At 73.0% G+C, this 19,876-nt stretch carries 16 protein-coding genes; 8 read left to right on the forward strand and 8 right to left on the reverse strand.

Features of this window, described 5'->3' with window-relative positions:
* Positions 1-20: 20 nt before the first annotated feature.
* Complete coding sequence (locus ACFYUS_RS12075) at positions 21-1,457, reverse strand: MFS transporter (RefSeq protein WP_388849023.1); 1,437 nt, start codon at positions 1,455-1,457, stop codon at positions 21-23.
* A gap of 101 nt (positions 1,458-1,558) precedes the next feature.
* On the opposite strand from ACFYUS_RS12075, the gene ACFYUS_RS12080 reads away from it, so the two are divergent.
* Positions 1,559-2,455: a helix-turn-helix domain-containing protein gene (locus ACFYUS_RS12080; protein ID WP_388849026.1), complete on the forward strand. Its 897-nt coding sequence runs from the start codon at positions 1,559-1,561 to the stop codon at positions 2,453-2,455.
* On the opposite strand, the gene ACFYUS_RS12085 is transcribed toward ACFYUS_RS12080, so the two are convergent.
* Positions 2,425-3,867: an MFS transporter gene (locus ACFYUS_RS12085; RefSeq protein WP_388849029.1), complete on the reverse strand. Its 1,443-nt coding sequence runs from the start codon at positions 3,865-3,867 to the stop codon at positions 2,425-2,427. The genes ACFYUS_RS12080 and ACFYUS_RS12085 overlap by 31 nt on opposite strands.
* Positions 3,868-3,919: 52 nt before the next feature.
* Between ACFYUS_RS12085 and dusB the strand changes: the two genes are divergently transcribed.
* The 5 genes from dusB (at position 3,920) to ACFYUS_RS12110 (ending at position 10,728) form a co-directional block, all read left to right on the forward strand.
* A complete protein-coding gene (gene dusB, locus ACFYUS_RS12090; protein ID WP_388849032.1) occupies positions 3,920-5,056 on the forward strand; it encodes a tRNA dihydrouridine synthase DusB in 1,137 nt (378 codons plus the stop codon).
* A 356-nt stretch (positions 5,057-5,412) separates the two neighbouring features.
* Complete coding sequence (gene ppdK / locus ACFYUS_RS12095) at positions 5,413-8,124, forward strand: pyruvate, phosphate dikinase (protein ID WP_388849035.1); 2,712 nt, start codon at positions 5,413-5,415, stop codon at positions 8,122-8,124.
* A gap of 512 nt (positions 8,125-8,636) precedes the next feature.
* Positions 8,637-9,671: a helix-turn-helix domain-containing protein gene (locus ACFYUS_RS12100; protein WP_388849038.1), complete on the forward strand. Its 1,035-nt coding sequence runs from the start codon at positions 8,637-8,639 to the stop codon at positions 9,669-9,671.
* Positions 9,672-9,757: 86 nt separating this feature from the next.
* Positions 9,758-10,207, forward strand: a complete 450-nt coding sequence (locus ACFYUS_RS12105; RefSeq protein ID WP_388849041.1) for a group III truncated hemoglobin — start codon at positions 9,758-9,760, stop codon at positions 10,205-10,207.
* Positions 10,208-10,308: 101 nt separating this feature from the next.
* Entirely contained in the window at positions 10,309-10,728 is a 420-nt protein-coding gene (locus ACFYUS_RS12110; protein ID WP_388849044.1) for a VOC family protein, read from the forward strand.
* Positions 10,729-10,736: 8 nt separating this feature from the next.
* On the opposite strand, the gene ACFYUS_RS12115 is transcribed toward ACFYUS_RS12110, so the two are convergent.
* From ACFYUS_RS12115 to ACFYUS_RS12140, 6 genes are all read right to left on the reverse strand, one after another.
* Positions 10,737-11,498, reverse strand: a complete 762-nt coding sequence (locus ACFYUS_RS12115) for an SDR family NAD(P)-dependent oxidoreductase (RefSeq protein ID WP_388849047.1) — start codon at positions 11,496-11,498, stop codon at positions 10,737-10,739.
* Positions 11,499-11,503: 5 nt separating this feature from the next.
* Positions 11,504-13,084: an MFS transporter gene (locus ACFYUS_RS12120; RefSeq protein WP_388849050.1), complete on the reverse strand. Its 1,581-nt coding sequence runs from the start codon at positions 13,082-13,084 to the stop codon at positions 11,504-11,506.
* A gap of 77 nt (positions 13,085-13,161) precedes the next feature.
* Entirely contained in the window at positions 13,162-13,746 is a 585-nt protein-coding gene (locus ACFYUS_RS12125; protein WP_388849053.1) for a TetR/AcrR family transcriptional regulator, read from the reverse strand.
* A gap of 37 nt (positions 13,747-13,783) precedes the next feature.
* Positions 13,784-14,074 (reverse strand): nitrite reductase small subunit NirD, encoded by a 291-nt coding sequence (gene nirD, locus ACFYUS_RS12130; RefSeq protein ID WP_388849189.1) that lies wholly within the window; start codon positions 14,072-14,074, stop codon positions 13,784-13,786.
* 110 nt (positions 14,075-14,184) lie between these two features.
* Positions 14,185-16,698, reverse strand: a complete 2,514-nt coding sequence (gene nirB, locus ACFYUS_RS12135) for a nitrite reductase large subunit NirB (protein ID WP_388849056.1) — start codon at positions 16,696-16,698, stop codon at positions 14,185-14,187.
* The gene (locus tag ACFYUS_RS12140) at positions 16,695-18,107 is read right to left on the reverse strand and encodes an NAD(P)/FAD-dependent oxidoreductase (RefSeq protein WP_388849059.1); all 1,413 of its coding nucleotides are present in this window, start codon (positions 18,105-18,107) and stop codon (positions 16,695-16,697) included. Before ACFYUS_RS12140 ends, nirB begins: the two co-directional genes overlap by 4 nt.
* Before the next feature lie 272 nt (positions 18,108-18,379).
* On the opposite strand from ACFYUS_RS12140, the gene ACFYUS_RS12145 reads away from it, so the two are divergent.
* Together ACFYUS_RS12145 and ACFYUS_RS12150 are read left to right on the forward strand one after the other, a co-directional pair.
* Entirely contained in the window at positions 18,380-19,687 is a 1,308-nt protein-coding gene (locus tag ACFYUS_RS12145) for a ferric reductase-like transmembrane domain-containing protein (protein WP_388849192.1), read from the forward strand.
* The gene (locus ACFYUS_RS12150) at positions 19,680-19,865 is read left to right on the forward strand and encodes a hypothetical protein (protein ID WP_388849062.1); all 186 of its coding nucleotides are present in this window, start codon (positions 19,680-19,682) and stop codon (positions 19,863-19,865) included. Before ACFYUS_RS12145 ends, ACFYUS_RS12150 begins: the two co-directional genes overlap by 8 nt.
* The last annotated feature ends 11 nt before the right edge of the window (positions 19,866-19,876 follow it).

Genomic DNA, 19,876 nt, shown 5'->3' on the forward strand with positions numbered 1-19,876 from the left:
TTCGTTCTTCGTTCCGGGGGTCACTTCACCGTGCGGGGGAGGCGCAGGCTCAGCAGCAGCGCCAGCGCCACCACGCCCAGCTGGACGAGCAGCGTCGTCCGCAGCGCCGAGCCCATGGCGGCCGGCGAGGACGCCAGCGAGAGGAAGAGCGAACCCAGCGTCGCCACGCCCAGCGTCAGCGCCGACTGCTGCGTGGTCACCATGACCCCGCTGCCCACGCCCGCCCGCTCCGACGGCACCTCGGAGAGCACCACCCGGAACAGCACCGGCAGCTGGAGCCCCTGGCCGAGCCCCGCCACCGCCATCCCCGGCACCAGGTCCCCGACCGAAAGGCCCTGCCAGTCGCGCCCCACCGACCACACGATCGCCGCGATGCCGAGCCCCTGGAGCAGGGCCCCCACCGGCACGATCCGGGTGCCCCAGCGCCGTACGAGCCGCGGCCCCGCCAGCGAGGCGCCGAAGAAGGCCAGCGCCATCGGCACGAGCGCCATGCCCGAGGCCACCGCGCCCATCCGCAGGCCCTGCTGGAGCGCCACCGCGATCACGAACATGAAGCCGGAGAAGCCCAGCGAGAGCGCCAGGACCACCGGGAGCCCCCGCCGCAGCGGGACCAGGGCGAGCAGGCTCGGCGGGACCAGCGGGACGGCGCCCCGGCGGTCCGCCCGCCGCTCCACCCACCAGAAGGCCCCGGCCGCGAACGGGAACACCGCGAGCGACACCCAGGTCCACAGCGGCCAGCCCGCCGCCCGGCCCTCCGTCAGCGGCGCGAGCAGGGCCAGCAGCGCGAGCGCGAGGAGCAGCGTGCCCGGCACGTCCACCGGCGCCGGCCGGTCCGAGCGGGTCTCCGGCACGGTACGGAGGGCGAGGGCCAGGCCCGCCACCGCCACCGGCACGTTCACCAGGAACACCGCGCGCCAGCCGGAGCCCGCGATGTCGGCGGTCACGAGCACCCCGCCCAGGATCTGGCCGCCCGCCATCGCGAGCCCGGCGGTCGCCCCGTACAGGCTCAGCGCCCGCGCCCGGCGCGGCCCCTCGGTCGAGGAGTGGATGGTCGCGAGGACCTGCGGCAGCATCAGCGCCGCCGCCGCGCCCTGCGCCACCCGCGCCGCGACCAGGGTCCAGGCGTCCGGGGCGAGCCCGCAGGCCAGCGAGGTCAGTCCGAAGGCGGCCATGCCGGCGAGGAAGAGCCGGCGGCGGCCGAAGAGGTCGCCGAGCCGCCCGCCGAGGACGAGCAGCACGGAGTACGCCAGGCCGTACCCGGCGACGACCAGCTCCAGGAGCGCCGGGCCCGCGGCGAGGTCCTGGTCGATGGACGGCAGGGCGACGTTGACGATGAAGAAGTCGATGAGGGGGAGCGCGGCACCGAGGAGGACGGTGAACAGGCCGGGGGTGCCGAGCGCCGGGGCCCGGCGACCGGCAGGGGGAGCCGTACGGACGGAGGGGGAGGTCGTAGTCACGGGACCGAGCCTCCGCCTCCGCTCAGCCTGGTACCAGAGTGTCTTTATCCTGGTAGAAGCACTACCTGGAAACCGGCTGACCGCCCCGGCACCCTGGAGGCATGACCGTCATGGCGATGAGCGCACCCGAGCAGGACGTCCGGCGCCACGAGCTCGCCGCCTTCCTGCGCAGCCGCCGCGAGCGCATCACCCCCGAGGAGGTCGGTCTGCCCCGGGGCCGGCGCCGCCGCACCCCCGGCCTGCGCCGGGAGGAGGTCGCGCAGCTCTCCGCCGTCGGCGTCACCTGGTACACGTGGTTGGAGCAGGCCCGGGACATCCAGGTCTCCCCGCAGGTCCTCGACGCCCTCGCCGGAGCCCTGCTGCTCGACCCGACCGAGCGCAGCCACCTCTTCGCCCTCGCGGGCCACGCGGACCCGCACCCCGAGGCGCCCTGCTCCGCCGTCACGCCCACCCTGCGCCGCCTGCTCGACCAACTGGAGCCCGTGCCCGCCGCGATCCAGAACAGCCGGTACGACTTCCTCGCCCACAACCGCACCTTCGGGCAGCTCTTCTGCGACCTGGACGCGCTGCCCCGCGAGGACCGCAACTCCCTCTGGCTGGCCTTCACCAACGAGGACTTCCGCGCCTCGGTCACCGACCTCCCCGAGGTCATGCGCGCCCTCGCCGGCAAACTCCGCGCCGCCATGGCCGAACACCTCGCCGAGCCCGCCTGGAAGCAGCTCGTGCGCCGCCTGGAAGACGCCTCGCCCGAGTTCCGCGAGCTCTGGGCCCGGCACGAGGTGGTCGCCCCCGGCGGCCGCGTCAAGGTCATCCGCAACGCGCGCGTGGGGCTCCTCAGCTTCGAGCACACCAACCTGTGGCTCGGCCCGAACGCCGGGACCCACCTCGTCACCTACGTCCCCGTGGACGACGCCACCCAGGCCGGCGTCGCCCGCCTCCTCGACCTGGTGGTCCGGGAGCGGGCGGCTCAGGGGGACGGCACCTTGGCGGTGGCGTGAGGCCCGTCCTCCGTACCGCTCTCCGGGGCCAGGGACCGCGCCGTGCGTTCCGCCGTGCGCCGAGCCCAGGGTCCGCTGGTGAGGGCTCCGACCGCGAGGACGGCGAGCCCGCAGCCGGTGATGATCCAGTAGCCGGGGCGGGCCGCGGCGACGAAGGCGTCGGTGTCGAGGGCGGCGCCGGCCCCGGCCGCGAGGACCGTGCCGATCACGGCGACGCCGAGGGTCTGGCCGACCTGGCGGCTCGTCGAGGCGACGGCTGCCGCGACCCCGGCCTGGGCGCGGGGCATGCCGGAGACCGCGGTGTTGGTGATGGGGGCGTTGACCAGGCCGAAGCCGATGCCGAAGACCACGTAGCCGGTGAGGAGGAGCGGGTCGCTCGTCTCGGCGGAGAAGGCGGCGAAGAGCAGGGGGCCCGCCGCCATCGCCGTGCCCGCGAGGAGCAGGGAGGGGCGCGGGCCGCGCGATGCCGTGAGGCGTCCGGACAGGGGGGCGAAGACGAAGGTCATGCCGGCCATCGGGAGCATCCAGAGGCCGGCGGCCAGGGGGGAGAGGCCGCGGACGTCCTGGAGGTACAGGGTGTTCAGGAAGAGGAAGCCGCCGAGGGAGGCGAAGGCGCAGACCGCGATGACGGTGGCCCCGCTGAAGGGCGCGCTGCGGAAGAACCGGAGGTCGATGAGGGGCTCGTGGCGCCGGGGCTCGTAGAGGAGCAGCCCGACGAGGGCGGCGGCGGCGATCCCGGCGAAGAGCGGGTCGGTCTCGATGATCGCGTACGTGAGCGAGCCGAGGAGCACGGTCACCAGGACCTGCCCCACGGGGTCGGGGCGCCGGGGCCGGGGAGCGCGGGACTCGGGGACGTACCGCAGGGTCAGGAGGAGGGCGAGGAGGGCGACCGGCAGGTTCACCCAGAAGATCGCCCGCCAGCCGACCGACTGGACGAGCACGCCGCCGACCAGCGGTCCGGCGGCCATGGAGACGCCGACGACCCCGCCCCAGACCCCGATGGCACGCGCGCGTTCCGCCGGTTCCGTGAAGGTGTTCGTGATGATCGACATGGCGACCGGGTTCAGCATCGAGCCGCCCACGGCCTGGACCGCCCGGAAGGCGATCAGGGACTCCAGGTTCGGCGCGAGGGAGCAGAGCAGCGAGCCGAGGGCGAAGACGGCGAGGCCGGTGACGAAGACCTTGCGGCGGCCGATCCGGTCGGCGGTGGAGCCCGCGAGCATCAGCAGGGAGGCGAGGACCAGGGTGTAGGCGTCGATGGTCCACTGCATGCCGGCGACGGTGGCGCCGAGGTCCTCGCGCATGGCGGGCAGGGCGACGTTCAGCGCGGTGTTGTCCAGGCTGACGATCAGCAGGCTCGTGCAGCAGATCGCGAGGACGACGAGACGGCGCTCGCGTGTGAGCTCGGGCATGCCTGGATCGTACGGCTGTCTAACAATCTTCGCCGTGCGCGACAATGGCTGAATGACCGCGTTCACCCCTCTCGCCATCGGGCCGCACATCGTGCAGCCGCCGGTGGTGCTCGCCCCCATGGCCGGCATCACCAACGCCCCCTTCCGTACCCTCTGCCGTGAGTTCAGCGGTGGCAAGGGGCTGTTCGTGAGCGAGATGATCACGACGCGCGCCCTGGTCGAGCGCAACGAGAAGACGATGCAGCTCATCCGCTTCGACGAGACGGAGAAGCCGCGCTCGATCCAGCTGTACGGGGTGGATCCGGTGACGGTCGGCAAGGCCGTGCGGATGATCGTCGACGAGGACCTCGCCGACCACATCGACCTGAACTTCGGCTGCCCGGTCCCGAAGGTGACCCGGAAGGGCGGCGGCTCGGCGCTGCCCTACAAGCGGCCGCTGCTGCGGGCGATCCTGAACGAGGCCGTGTCCAACGCGGGCGACCTGCCGGTCACGATGAAGATGCGCAAGGGCATCGACGACGACCACATCACGTACCTGGACGCGGGCCGGATCGCGGTCGAGGAGGGCGTGACGGCGATCGCCCTGCACGGGCGGACGGCGGCGCAGCACTACGGCGGTACGGCCGACTGGGACGCGATCGCGCGGCTCAAGGAGCACGTGCCGGAGATCCCGGTGCTCGGCAACGGCGACATCTGGTCGGCGGACGACGCCCTGCGGATGATGCGGGAGACGGGCTGCGACGGCGTCGTCGTCGGCCGTGGCTGCCTGGGCCGCCCGTGGCTCTTCGGGGACCTGGTGGCGGGCTTCGAGGGCACCGGCGCCTACGCGCAGCCGGGGCTGCGGGAGGTCGCGGACGCGATGGTGCGGCACGCGCGGCTGCTCGGCGAGTGGCTGGGCGACGAGGCACGCGGTGTCATCGACTTCCGCAAGCACGTGGCCTGGTACCTGAAGGGCTTCTCGGTCGGCTCCGAGATGCGCAAGAAGCTCGCGATCACCTCTTCCCTGGACGAGCTGCGCGCTCAGTTGAGCGAGCTCGACCTGGACCAGCCGTGGCCGGTGGGTGCGGACGGCCCCCGGGGTCGTACGTCCGGAAACAACCGAGTTGTCCTGCCGGACGGCTGGCTCAAGGACCCCTACGACTGCGCCGGAGTGAGCGAGGACGCAGAGCTGGACACGTCCGGCGGCTGAGATTCGGCCCTTCCGGGGGAGTGATCCTCGCCACCCCTGAGGGGGGTGGTGCTCAGATGAGCGGGTTACGGAAGGGTGCATCGCCTGAAGGGGTGGCACTGGGTGCCACCCTTTTTGTGTTCAAGAGTTGAACGCAAGTGCTCGATTGTCCGCTCATCTGAGCGTGTAACCCCTGGATTACGCCAAATGGCCTTCGGGGCGTGAAATCGGAAGCTTTACCTCGGTAACTTTCGAAGTGCTGGCGGACGGGTGGTTAAGACCGCGTGACCGGCAGGCGTACCTCCCCAGAAGCCTTCGATCTGGGTATGTTCCTCGCCGTCAGGGCAGCCAACCGAGTCATCGAGGAGTCGGGACCCGTGTCGGAAAACAATGATCAGAAGTTCGTCTACGACTTCACCGAGGGCAACAGGGACCTGAAGGACCTGCTCGGTGGCAAGGGCGCCAACCTCGCCGAGATGACCAACCTCGGTCTTCCGGTGCCTCCGGGCTTCACGATCACCACCGAGGCGTGCAAGGTCTACCTCGAGAGCGGCTCGGAGCCGGTCGAGCTCCGCGACGAGGTGAGCGCGCACCTCGACGCCCTCGAGCAGCAGATGGGCAAGAAGCTCGGCCAGGCCGACAACCCGCTTCTCGTCTCGGTCCGCTCGGGCGCCAAGTTCTCCATGCCGGGCATGATGGACACCGTCCTCAACATCGGCCTCTCCGACGAGTCGGTGGCCGGCCTCGCCCGCCAGGCCGACAACGAGCGCTTCGCCTGGGACTCGTACCGCCGGCTCATCCAGATGTTCGGCAAGACCGTCCTCGGCGTCGACGGCGAGCTCTTCGAGGAGGCCCTCGACGAGGCCAAGGCCGCGAAGAAGGTCGCCAGCGACACCGACCTGGACGCCGCCGACCTCAAGAAGGTCGTCGAGCAGTTCAAGAAGATCGTGAAGGCCCAGACCGGCCGCGACTTCCCGCAGGACCCGCGCGAGCAGATGGACCTCGCCATCGAGGCCGTCTTCAACTCCTGGAACACGGACCGCGCCAAGCTCTACCGCCGCCAGGAGCGCATCCCGGGCGACCTCGGCACCGCCGTCAACGTCTGCTCGATGGTCTTCGGCAACCTCGGCCCCGACTCCGGCACCGGTGTCGCCTTCACCCGCGACCCCGCCTCCGGCCACGCCGGCGTCTACGGCGACTACCTGCAGAACGCGCAGGGCGAGGACGTCGTCGCCGGCATCCGCAACACCGTGCCGCTGGCCGACCTCGAGCAGATCGACAAGAAGTCGTACGACCAGCTCATGCACATCATGAGCACCCTGGAGACCCACTACAAGGATCTCTGCGACATCGAGTTCACCATCGAGCGCGGCCAGCTCTGGATGCTCCAGACCCGCGTCGGCAAGCGCACCGCCGGTGCCGCCTTCCGCATCGCCACGCAGCTCGTGGACCAGGGCCTGATCGACGAGGCCGAGGCGCTCCAGCGCGTCACCGGCGCCCAGCTCGCCCAGCTGATGTTCCCCAAGTTCGACGAGAACGCGAAGGTCGAGCAGATCGGCCGCGGCATCGCCGCCTCCCCGGGGGCGGCCGTCGGCAAGGCCGTCTTCGACTCGTACACGGCCGTCAAGTGGTCCCGCTCCGGCGAGAAGGTCATCCTGATCCGCCGCGAGACCAACCCGGACGACCTGGACGGCATGATCGCCGCCGAGGGCATCCTCACCTCCCGCGGCGGCAAGACCTCGCACGCCGCCGTCGTCGCCCGCGGCATGGGCAAGACCTGTGTCTGCGGCGCCGAGGAGCTGGAGGTCGACACCAAGCGCCGCCGCATGACCACCGCCTCCGGCGCGGTCATCGAGGAGGGCGACGTCGTCTCCATCGACGGCTCCACCGGCAAGGTCTACCTCGGTGAGGTACCCGTCGTCCCGTCCCCGGTCGTCGAGTACTTCGAGGGCCGCATGCACGCCGGCGCCGACGACGCCGACGAGCTCGTCGGCGCGGTCCACCGGATCATGGCCTACGCCGACCGCGTCCGCCGCCTGCGGGTCCGCGCCAACGCCGACAACGCCGAGGACGCCTCGCGCGCCCGCCGCTTCGGCGCCCAGGGCATCGGCCTGTGCCGCACCGAGCACATGTTCCTCGGCGAGCGCCGCCAGTACGTCGAGCGCCTCATCCTGGCCGACACGGACGCCGAGCGCGAGGAGTCGCTGAAGGCGCTGCTCCCGCTGCAGAAGCAGGACTTCATCGAGCTCTTCGAGGCCATGGACGGGCTGCCCGTCACGGTCCGCCTGCTCGACCCGCCGCTGCACGAGTTCCTGCCCGACATCACCGAGCTGTCGGTGCGCGTCGCCCTCGCCGAGTCCCGCAAGGAGCCGCACGAGAACGACCTGCGCCTGCTCCAGGCCGTGCACCGGCTGCACGAGCAGAACCCGATGCTGGGTCTGCGCGGCGTCCGCCTCGGCCTGGTCATCCCCGGCCTGTTCACCATGCAGGTCCGGGCGATCGCCGAGGCCGCGGCCCACCGCATCGACGCCAAGGGCGACCCGCGCGCCGAGATCATGATCCCGCTCGTCGGCACCGTCCAGGAGCTGGAGATCGTCCGCGAGGAGGCCGAGCAGGTCATCGCCGAGGTCCAGGCGCAGACCGGCGTCGAGCTGAAGCTCGCGCTCGGCACCATGATCGAGCTGCCGCGCGCCGCCGTGACCGCCGGTCAGATCGCCGAGGCCGCGGAGTTCTTCTCCTTCGGCACCAACGACCTGACCCAGACGGTCTGGGGCTTCTCCCGCGACGACGTGGAGGCCTCGTTCTTCACCGCGTACCTGGAGAAGGGCATCTTCGGCGTCAGCCCCTTCGAGACCATCGACAAGGACGGCGTGGGCGCCCTGGTCCGCAGCGCCGTCCAGGCCGGCCGCGCCACCCGCCCCGACATCAAGCTCGGTGTCTGCGGCGAGCACGGCGGCGACCCGGAGTCGGTGCACTTCTTCCACGAGGTCGGCCTCGACTACGTCTCCTGCTCGCCCTTCCGGATCCCGGTGGCGCGCCTGGAGGCGGGCCGCGCGGCCGCCGAGGCGAAGGGCAGCGACAGCCGCTGAGTGCCGGGGCACCGAGCCCCGCGAGCCACCGGGGCCGCCGTCGGTCACCTCTCACCCTCACCGGCGGGCGGCGGCTCCGGATTCACAAAGAGACGGGACGGACACCTTTTGTGCGGAGGTGTCCGTCCCGTTGTTTGTTTGCTCTTCAAGCTGATGTGAATCAATGTTCAATTGCGGCCGATTGAATTATTGGGAATTGAACTTCTTCGATTCCTCGGCGCAAAGAACGGGCGGGCGCGACCCCCGGATCCCCACCCGGAGGCCGCGCCCTTTACCGATGCCGGGCAGGTGAGCCGCAACCTCGCCGACCGCCGCCGGACGGGCAAAGCCCCCCACGGTCTTCGCCACGTCACCTCGGTCCTGAAGGTTTCCTGCCCGACCCGTACAGCTTTTCGGTTCCGCCCGATTGCCGCGATGCCTTTCATCTGTGGCTGAAACACCCTGGTAACGTGCAGTGATGCTGTGCATACTCGACGTCGGGGGTGGTTGCGAGTGCACGGGTGGGGACGTTCATGCTGCGGATTCATTTCACCGGGAACGATTTGGCAGGGGTGCGGACGGCCGCCCGGCCGGACGTTCTGTGGGAAACGATTCTGAGCTTTCACCGCTTAAGAGACCGGCGCGGACCCGTCGTCTACGGGGAATGGCGCTCGGGCGCCCGCATGCGGCTCGGCGGCGAGACCCGCCTCCTCGCCGCCCTCGTTCCCAGCCGCGGCTATTTCCCCGACTTCCTGACGCCCGCGGAAGGCGTCCACGGGATCGACGAGGGCCTCCAGGCCATCCGGGCCACCGAGCCCGGCCGGCTGCGCGGCGAACTCTCGCTGCTCGCCGCCGACCGCTCCGGCGGCCGGACCGTGCCCCACTCGCTGCGCGCCCTCGCCGACGGCGCCACGGAGCCCTTCGACCGGCTCGTGGGGGCGCTCAGGAGCTACCACCGGGCCGCGATCGAGCCGTACTGGCCGCACGTCCGGGCCCGCGTCGAGGCCGACCGGGCTCGCCGCGGCCGGGCCCTCCTCGACGGCGGAGCCGAGGAGCTGCTCGCCTCGCTGCCGCCGATGCTCCGCTGGCGCGCGCCCGTCCTGGAGGCGGACTACCCCGTCGACCGGGACGTCCACCTCGACGGGCGGGGGCTGCTGCTCCAGCCCTCGTTCTTCTGCCGGGGGACCCCCGTGGTGCTGCGCGACCCCACGCTGCCCCCGGTCCTCGTCTACCCCGTCACGCACGGCGAGGCGCCGACCGTCCGCGCGCCGGGCGGCTCCTCGCTGGCCAAACTGGTCGGCCAGACCCGCTCGGCCGTCCTGCACGCCATCGGCGACGGCGGCACGACCAGCGAACTCGCCCGCAGGGCCGGCGTGTCCCTGGCCTCTGCCAGCCAGCACGCCGGCGTGCTGCGCGAGGCCGGGCTCATCACGACCCTCCGCCACGGCAACGCGGTCCTGCACACCCTCACCCCCCTGGGCGCCGCCCTGCTCGGCGGCGCCCAACGGCAGATGGACCTGCGGTGCTACACGGGTAGATACGCGGGGAACGGGCCGGTCACCTCGTAGGCGATGCCGCACCCGGCGTGCGTCGGTGCCGGGCGCCGGGTTCCCGGCATGCGCTGGACGGTCCGGAAGCGGGGACACTGGAGGGCATGCGTGCCACCTCCGACATCGGCGACCGTCGTGACCTCGACGTGCTGCTGCGGCGCTTCTACGGGGCGGCCTTCGCCGACCCGCTGATCGGGCCTTTCTTCACCGAGGTCGCCGGTACGGACCTGGAGGCGCATCTGCCGAGCATCGTCGGCTTCTGGGAGCGCGCCCTTTTCCGTACCGGCGCCTACGGGCGCGACGCCTTCGCGCCGCACGCCGGGCTCCACGCCGCCCGGCCGCTCACCGCTGCCCACTTCGGCCGCTGGGTGCAGCTGTGGCACGCGAGCGTGGACGGGCTGCACAGGGGGCCGACGGCGGAGCGGGCCAAGGCGCAGGGTGAGCGGATCGCGCTCGCGATGCTGCGGAGGCTCGCCGGGGCCGGGGCGGACACCGGGGGGACGGGCGGGGGGTTCGTCCCGCTGGCGGTGCTCGAACTGCGTTCGGTCGGCTGAGCGAAAAGAATCCTCGGGAGAGCGATGAGTTCCGAGGAGCGGGCCCGTCTTACCTCTCGACAGCACCGAACGACGCACCGCACGACGGAAGAGAGAGCGCCATGGCCCCGCAGATGATCTTCGTGAACCTGCCCGTGAAGGACGTCGACGCCAGCAAGGCCTTCTTCGAGAAGCTCGGGTACTCCTCGAACCCGCAGTTCAGCGACGAGACCACGGCCTGTGTGGTCATCAGCGACACGATCTTCGCGATGCTCCTCGAAGAGCCCAAGTTCAAGTCCTTCATGGCTCCCGGCAAGGAGATCTCCGACGCGACCAGGAGCACCGAGGTGCTGGTGACGCTGAGCGCGGAGAGCCGGGAGGAGTGCGACCGGCTCGCCGACGCCGCCCTCGCCGCCGGCGGTGGCCCGGCGAAGGAGCCGCTGGAGATGGGCTTCATGTACGGCCGCTCCTTCACCGACCTGGACGGGCACCACTGGGAGGTCTTCTGGATGGACCCGGCGGCCGTCCAGGGCCAGGTCTGATCCGGGCCTCAGGCCGAGACGCCGCCGTCGATCACCAGGTCCGCGCCGACGACGGAGCCCGCGTCGTCCGACGCGAGGTACAGCACCGCCGCCGCCACCTCGGCCGCCGAAGAGATGCGGCCGAGGGGCGACTGCTCCTTCATGCGGACCTCCCGCTCCGCCTCGGTCTCGCCGGGGCGGAGCGACATCGTGGAGTCCGAAGGGCCGGGGCTGACCGCGTTGATCCGGACTCCGTCGCCGATGTGGTCCAGGGCCGCCGCCCGGGTCATCGCCGAGACCGCCGCCTTGGAGACCTGGTAGCCGAAGACCCCCGGGATCCGGACGTGCGGGCCCAGGTTGGACGCGATGTTCACGATGGCCCCGCCGCCGTTCGCCCGCATGTGGGCGACCTCGGCCTGGAGGGCGTGCAGCACCCCCGTGACGTTGATGTCGAGCAGCGCCTGCCAGTCCTCCAGGGGGAAGTCGGCCGCGCTGTGGCCGCCCCGGAAGACCCCCGCGTTGTTCACGGCGACGTCCAGGCGGCCGAAGAGCTCGACCGCACGCCGGACCAGCTCCCGGGTGGACCCGGCGCTCGCCACGTCGGCGGTCACCGCGGCGGCCGTGCCCCCGGCGGCCTCGATCAGCGCGACCGTCCCGTCGAGGGACTCCGGCGTACGGCCGGCGACGACGACCTTCGCCTCCTCGGCGGCGAAGGCGAGCGCGATGGCCCGGCCCAGACCGGAACCGGCTCCGGTGACGAGGACGGTGCGGTCGGTGAAGCGTGCGGACATGGTGGTCAGCCTTTCTGACGGAGGAGTACGGCGGCGGCGAGAGCGGTGAACAGGGCGGCCGCGGCCGCCAGCGACACCGCGTCGCCGCCGAGGGTGAGCAGGGCGGCGAAGAGCACGGTCGGCCCGAGCTCCATCGCCGTGTTCAGGACGCCGCCCGCGAGGCCCGCACGGTGCGCCGGGACCCCGTCGGTGGCGAGGACGGCCGCGCCCGCGAAGGACAGGGCGCCGCCGGCAGGGAGCAGGACCAGGCCGGGCAGCAGGCCGTACGCGTACGGCACGGAGGTGTCGAACCCGGTCGCCGCGAGCAGCCCGAGCCCGGCGGCGGCCGCGCCGAGCCCGGCGGCGGTCACCCGCCCGGGGCCGTACCGCCCGATCAGCGGGCCCGCGCCCCGGCCCGCACCGAGCAGGGCGGCCGCGAAGGGCACGAAGGCGGCGGAGGTGAGCAGCGGGGACCAGCCGCGCTGCTGCTGGAGCGCGAGGGAGAGGAGGACGAAGACCGTCGCCGTGCCGGCGGCCGTGATTCCGATCGCCGCGAGGCCCAGGACCCGGCGGCCGTCCCGCAGGAAGTCCGGGGGCAGCAGCGGGTCGGCGGCCCGCCGCTCGACCGCCGCGAAGGCGGCGAGGAGGGCGAGTCCGGTGAGCAGGGGGAGGAGGACCGGGGCGGAGCCCCAGGGGCGGGCGTCGGTGAGGACGAGTCCGTGACTGGCGAGCGTGATCCCGGCGGTGGCGAGCAGGGCGCCGGGGAGGTCGAGGGAGCGGCGGGCGCGGGGCGGGGGCGGGGGCGGGGCGACGTCGGTCGTGGCCCGGGAGGGGGTGATGCCGGGCGTGGTGGTGGTCCGCGCGGTGCCGGGGCCGGGTGTGGTGGGGCGAGCGGTGTCGGTGTCGCGCGTGGTGGGGCGAGCGGTCTCGGTGTCGCGCGTGGTGGTGGTTCGCGCGGTGCCGGGGCCGGTCGCGGTTTCTGCGTGGGCGTCGGCCGGCGGCGGCGTCGGCGGCAGCAGCCTCGGTGCCAGGACCAGTGCCGTCGCCGTCACCGCGACCGGGACCGCGAAGGTGCCGCGCCAGGAGGTGGCGGCCGCGATGACCCCGGAGAGCAGGTTCCCGGCGGTGGCGCCGAGGACGGAGAGTCCGCCCCAGGTGGCCATCGCCCTGCCGTACGCGGCCGGTTCGGGGTGCAGCGCCCGCAGCACCGCCATCGCGGCCGGGGCGACGAGCGCCGCGCCGGCGCCCTGTCCGAACCGGGCGGCGAGCAGGGTCTCGTACCCGGGGGCGAGGGGCGCGAGGGCGGAGGCGGTGCCGAAGAGCAGGAGGCCGGCGGTGAGGACCCGGCGTCCGCCGGAGCGGTCGGCGAGCCGGCCGCCGAGGAGGAGCAGTCCGGCGAAGGTCAGCCCGTAGGCGGCGCTCAGCAGGATCAGTTGGGCGCGGTCGAGCCGGAACGCGGCGCCGATGCGGGGGAGCGGGACGGCGAGGGAGGCGAGCGTGAAGATGAGCGTCGTCTGGACGGCCCCGAGGAGGAGGAAGCCGTGCCGGGAGTCCACGGCGTACGCGGTGTGCACGGCCCGGGGTCGTCGTAATCCTGTCGTCGTCATTCCTGCCCCCCTGAGCTTGACCGTACGTTCCAGATTGAACCCCGAAGAAAGGGCGCCCCCCCGCGGGCGCCCGCTCCTCAGTCCAGCAGTCCCAGTGCCTGTTCCGCCGCGTCCGTGACCCGGCCCGGCTCGCTCGACACCTTGCCGACCACCCGGATCCCCTGGAGCAGGACGAGCAGCATCCGGGCGAGCGCCCGCGGGTCCCGGTCGGCCGGGAGTTCGCCCCCGGCGCGGGCCCGGGTGAGCGCCCCGTGCAGGAGCGTCTCGATCTGCTCCCAGCTCAGCTCGACCCGGCGGGCGACCACCGTGTCGTGCGGGCCCAGTTCCGCCGCCGAGTTGGTGACGAAGCAGCCGTTCAGGCGCTCCCCGTCCGCCGCCGCCTCGGCGGCGAAGCGGCGGACGAGCGCGCGCACGGCCGGCAGTGCCGGGCCCGGCGCGGACAGCTCCTCGACGATCCGCGGGTCGCGGGTCTCCAGGTAGCGGTCCATCGCCTTCAGGTACAGCTCGTGCTTGTTGCCGAAGGTCGCGTAGATGCTGGCGCGGCCGATGCCGAGGTGTTCCACGAGGTCCGACATCGTCGTCGCCTCGTAGCCGCGCGCCCAGAACAGTTCGAGGGCTGCCTGGAGCGCGGCCTCCGGATCGAATTCCTTGGTCCTGGCCATGAGGGGACCGTACGACTATCTGGAACGATCGGTCAAGTTACTTCGTGCGGACCGGATATACCGACACCGCGACCTCCTCGTCGTCCAGGCACCGGCCCGTCTCCAGGTCGAACCGCTGCTTCAGGAGCGGCGAGGCCACGAACGGCCGCCCGCCCGCCGAGCCGACGAGACCCCGGGACAGCACCTGCGCCCCCGTGAACGGATCGCGGTTGTCGATCGCGTACGCGCGGCCCGACCGGTCCCGGAAGACCGCCGCCTGCCGGCCGTCCGGCAGCAGCGCCGCCACGCCCCGGCCGGGGGTCAGCCGGGCCTCCTCGCAGACCGTCATCCAGGAACCGGGGGACGAGGAGAGTTCGAGCGTTCCCGTCGGTTCGAGCGTTCCCGTCGGTTCGGGCGCTCCCGTCGGTTCGGGCGCTCCCGCAGGTTCGAGCGTCGTCGTCATCGGGAGGTGACTCCTTCCAGGGTCAGGACCGTGAGGTCCGGCTTGATCTGGTCGCGCTCCGGCACGAACCGGACGGACGGATCCGGCGCCCCCGGGGCGTTCACGAAGGAGACGAAGCGCCGCAGCCGCTCCGGGTCGTCGAGGGTCTCGGCCCACTCGTCCCGGTAGCCGGCGACGTGCGCGGCCATCAGCGCCTCCAGTTCGTCGCAGAGTCCCAGGGAGTCGTGCACCACCACGTCCTTGAGGTGGTCGAGCCCGCCCTCCAGCCGCTCCAGCCAGGTCGACGTCCGCTCGAGGCGGTCCGCCGTCCGGATGTAGAACATCAGGAACCGGTCGATGAGGCGGACCAGTTCGGCGTCCGAGAGGTCCTGCGCGAGGAGGTCCGCGTGGCGCGGGGTCGCGCCGCCGTTCCCGCCGACGTACAGGTTCCAGCCGTTCGCCGTCGCGATGATCCCGAAGTCCTTCGACTGGGCCTCCGCGCACTCGCGGGCGCAGCCCGAGACCGCCGACTTCAGCTTGTGCGGGGCGCGCAGGCCCCGGTAGCGCAGCTCCAGCCCGATCGCCATCTTCACCGAGTCCTGGACGCCGTACCGGCACCAGGTCTGCCCCACGCAGGACTTCACCGTGCGCAGCGCCTTGCCGTACGCGTGCCCCGACTCGAAGCCCGCGTCGACCAACCGCGTCCAGATCGAGGGAAGCTGGTCCACCCGGGCGCCGAAGAGGTCGATCCGCTGACCGCCGGTGATCTTCGTGTAGAGCCCGAAGTCCCGCGCCACCTCGCCGATCACGATCAGCTTGTCCGGGGTGATCTCGCCGCCGGGGATGCGCGGCACCACCGAATAGGAGCCGTTGCGCTGCATGTTGGCGAGGAAGTGGTCGTTGGTGTCCTGGAGGGAGGCCTGCTCGCCGTCCAGGATGTAGCCGTTGTCGAGGCTGGCGAGGATGGAGCCGACGGTCGGCTTGCAGACCTCGCAGCCCTCGCCGCCCCGCGCCTCCTCCCGCCCGTGCGAGTCGAGCAGCGCGGCGAAGGAGGTCAGCCGCAGGGTGCGGGCGATCTCGTACAGCTCGCTCCGGGTGTACGAGAAGCAGCCGCACAGCCCCTCGTCGACGGCGGCCGGCAGCAGCTTCTCGATCGTCTTCACGCAACTGCCGCATCCCGTACCGGCCTTGGTGCACCTCTTCACCTCGGGGAGGCTCGTGCACTGGCCGATCGCGTGCTTCGTCACGTTGTGGCAGGAGCAGATGACGGCGTCGTCCGGCAGCGCGGACGGGCCGAGCGCGACCGGGGCGCCGGCGCCCGCCGGGAGCACCAGCCGCTCGGGGGAGACGGGGGGTACGGAACCGGTGAGCGGGCGCAGGAGCCCGTACTGCTCGGCGTCGCCGACCAGGACACCGCCGAGGAGCACCCCGTCACCGGAGACGACCAGCTTCTTGTAGACGCCCGAGCGGGAGTCCGAGTACACGACGTCGAGGCAGCCCTCGGCCGTCCCGTGCGCGTCGCCGAAGGAGGCCACGTCCACGCCGAGCAGCTTCAGCTTGGTCGACATGTCGGCGCCGGTGAAGCCCTGGGGGCTCTCCTCGGCGATCACCGCCGCCGCCGTCTGCGCCATCTCGTAGCCCGGCGCCACCAGGCCGTACACCCGGCCGTCCGAGGCGAGCGCGCACTCGCCGATCGCGAAGACCGCCGGGTCGGAGGTCCGGCACAGCTCGTCCACGGCGATGCCGCCGCGCTCGCCGACGTCCAGACCGCAGTCGCGGGCCAGCTGGTCCCGGGGCCGTACGCCCGCCGAGAACACGACCATGTCCGTGGCCAGTTCGGAACCGTCCGACAGCCGCATCCCCGTCACGGCGCCGTCGTCCCCGGCCACGACCTCCTGCGTGCCCGTGCCCGTGTGCACGGTCAGGCCCATCCGCTCGATCGTCCGCAGCAGGGCCGCGCCGCCGCCCTCGTCGACCTGCACCGGCATCAGCCGCGGCGCGAACTCCACCACGTGCGTGTCCAGTCCCAGGCCCTTCAGCGCGCCCGCCGCCTCCAGGCCGAGCAGACCGCCGCCGACGACCGCGCCCGTCGTCGCCGTCTTCGCGTACTCCTCGATCGCGAGGACGTCCTCGATCGTGCGGTAGACGAAACAGCCGCGGGCGTCCCTGCCGGGGACGGGCGGCACGAAGGGGTACGAGCCGGTGGCGAGCACGAGCGTGTCGTACGCGACGACCCGCCCCGAGCGGGCCGTCACCGTCCGGGCCGCCCGGTCGATCGACTCGGCCGGGTCGTCCGTGTGCAGCTCGATCCCGTGCCTGGTCAGGAAGCCGTCCTCGACCATCGACAGGTCGTCCGGCGTCTTCCCCGAGAAGTACGAGGTCAGCTGCACGCGGTCGTAGGCCGGGCGCGGCTCCTCGCACAGGACCACGATCCTGGCCCGCCCGGCGACGCCACGCTCGGCGAGCGCCTCCAGGAACCGCTGTCCGACCATTCCGTGGCCGACCAGGACGATGGTGGGGGTGGTGGTCATGCGGAGCCTCCGTCGTGGGTGAGCAGATGCAGCAGGGGGGCCTCCTCCGGCAGGGCCTCGTCGCCCTCCCAGGCCCTCGCGAGCGCGCCGACGGCGGCGAGGTCGCCGAGCAGGACGCCCCCGACGAGCCGGTCGCCCCGGACGACGACCTTCCGGTACGCGGCGCGGGTGGCGTCGGTGAGGGTGACGACGTCGTCGCCGGGCCGGGGGGTGGTCTCGCCGAAGGCGGCGAGGTCGAGGGGGGTGGGGCCGGTGAGGGTGAGGCGGGTGAGGGCGCGGGTCCCCGTGTACCCCGTGGTGGGCACCTGTTCCGCAGGGGCGGAACGGGTGGGCACGACGGACGGCGCCGGAGGCTCCTGCGCCTGGACCCGCACCGGATGCGCGGCGCCCTCGGGGTGCGGGTAGGGACGGGAGCCGGAGGCGCCGGCAGGGGCGCCGTCCCGTGTGCCCACCCTCCCCCGAGTTCTCGGCTCCGCTCGAGCAGGGGGGACCCCCTTCGCCCCGCGGGACGATTGCCCGCACTGATCCAGCAGCAGGTCCGCCAGGACGTCCGCCTGCTCCAGCGCCGGGCCCGCCAGGCCGTACACGCGGCCCGCGTGTTCCGCGCAGTCGCCGATCGCGTGGATGGACGGGTCCGAGGTGCGGAGCTCGTCGTCGACGACGATGCCCGTCGCGACGGACAGGCCCGCCTCGCGGGCCAGGGCCACGCGGGGCCGTACCCCGCACGCCAGGACCACGACCTGCGCGTCGAGGACGTAGCCGTCGGCAAGCTCGACGGCGGTGACCGAGCCGTCCCGTCGGCGCAGGCCGCTGACACGGCACTCGGTGTGGACCTCGACTCCGAGGGCCTCGACATGCGAGCGCAGCAAGGCGGACGCCTGGTCGTCGAGTTGGCGTTCCATCAGGCGTTCGCCCTGTTGGGCGAGGACGACGTCGGCGCCGAGGGAGGCGAGGGCGCGTGCGGCGGAGACGCCGAGGAGGCCGCCGCCGATGACGACGGCCCGTACCCCGGGCCGTACGAGGGCACGGAGGGACAGGCAGTCGTCGAGGGTGCGGAAGGGGTGGACGCCGGCGGGGAGCGCCGCCCCGCGGAGCCCGCGCAGGGGCGGGAGCACCGGGTTGGAGCCGGTGGCGAGGACCAGCCGGTCGTACGGGACGAGGGAGCCGTCCGCGCACTCGACCGTCCGGGCCGCGCGGTCGATCCGTGCCGCCCGGACCCCGAGCCGTACCGGCTCCCGGGTCCCGGGGAGGGCGATGACCTCGGGGGCGTACCGTCCGGCGAGGACGTCGGCGAGCAGCACCCTGTTGTAGGGGGCGTGCGGTTCCTCGCCCAGGAGGGTGACGGGCAGGCGCTGGGCGAGCCGGGCGCCCGCCGTTCCGCCCCCGACCACCACGATCCGTGTACTCATACCGGAAGGGTGCGGGGCGGGTGTTACCCGTCGGCATCCCGGCTGTTTCCCGTACGGAACGCTGATCTCCGTCCGGGGCGGCGACCGCTGTGAGGCCCGTCGGATTAACGCGCGGTCAGTCTCGGCTCAAGCCCGCCTTAAGGACGGCGTTTCCGTATACGGGCCGCCCTAGGGTGCCGGACGTGACCACCGAGGCCAGCCACCCCCTCTACACCCCTCTGTCCGTTCCGCTGTCCGAGCGGTCGCCGGCCGAGGTCCCGCCCGTGCCCGCCCTGCGGCTCGCCCCCGGACGGCTGCGGAACGCGATCGCCGCAGGCGCCGGGGCCGTCGCCCTGCTGTGGGGCGTCCAGGCCCGGCCCTCCGCCCGCCTCGACGCGTTCTTCGCGACCGGCGCCCACCTCACCGGCCTCCTCGCCGGGTACGGCGTCCTCGTCCTGCTGCTGCTCATGGCCCGCGTCCCGGCCGTCGAGCACGGCGTCGGCGCCGACCGGCTCGCCCGCTGGCACGCCCTCGGCGGGCGGTACGTCCTCGGTCTGATCGGCGCCCACGCGCTCCTCGCCCTCTGCGGTTACGCCGTGCACACCCGTACCGACCTGGTCACCGCCACCGGGGGCCTCCTCTCGTACGGGGCGATCGCCGCCGCCACCGCGGGCACCGGCCTCTTCGTCGCCGTCGGCGTCACCTCCGCCCGGGCCGTCCGCCGCCGCATCCGGCACGAGACCTGGCGGGCCGTCCACCTCGGCGCCCTCCTCGCCGCCGCGCTCGGCTTCGTCCACCAGCTCGCCGGACCCGACCTCGCCGGCGGGCTCCTCACCCGCTGGCTCTGGTCGATGGCCCACGGCACCGTCGCCGTCCTCCTCGTCTGGTACCGGTTCGTCGTCCCCGTACGCGCCGCCCTCCGCCACGAACTGCGGGTCGCCGAGGTCCGCGACGAGGGCCCCGGGGTCGTCTCCGTCCTCGTCCGGGGCAGGGGAGTGGCGCTGCTGCGCGCCGAGCCCGGCCAGTTCTTCCGCTGGCGCTTCCTCCGGCGCGGCCTCTGGGCGACCGCCCTGCCGTTCTCCCTCTCCGCGCCCGTCCGCGACGACACCCTGCGGATCACCGTGAAGGCGATCGGCGACCACACCCGCCGCATCCGCCGCCTCCGCCCCGGTGTCCGCGTCCTCGCCTCCGGCCCCTTCGGCGCGCTCACCGCGCACCGCCGCACCCGCCGCAAGGTCCTGCTGCTCGCCGGCGGGGTCGGCATCACCCCGCTGCGCGTCCTCTTCGAGACCCTGCCCGGCGGCCCCGGCGACGTGACCCTCCTCTACCGGGCCTCGGACGCCACGGGCCTGGTCCTGCGCGCCGAGCTGGAGGCCATCGCCCGCGAACGCCAGGCCGCCCTGCACTTCCTCCTCGGCCCCTCGGACGGCGCCTTCGACCCCCTCGCGCCCCGCGCGCTGCGCCGGCTCGTGCCCGAACTCGCCGCCCACGACGTGTACCTGTGCGGACCGCCCGGGATGTCCCGCGCCGCGACCGCCTCCCTGCTCCGGGCCGGGGTGCCGGCCTCCCGCATCCACAGCGAGGACTTCGACCATGCCTAGACACAGTGCTCCCCGCCGCACCGAGCTCGCCCGGCGGCGGCTCGCCGCCGCGCTCCTCGGCACCGGGGCGCTCGCCGCGACGCTCCTCACCGCCGTCGTCACCCCGGCGGCCCCGCCCGCCCCCGACCGCGAACCGGGCGCCGCAAGCTCAGACGTAGCTCAACGATCCGCAGATTGATGGACGGGGCA

The sequence above is a fragment of the Streptomyces sp. NPDC004284 genome, assembly GCF_042874035.1.
In the GTDB taxonomy this organism is placed as follows: Bacteria; Actinomycetota; Actinomycetes; order Streptomycetales; family Streptomycetaceae; genus Streptomyces.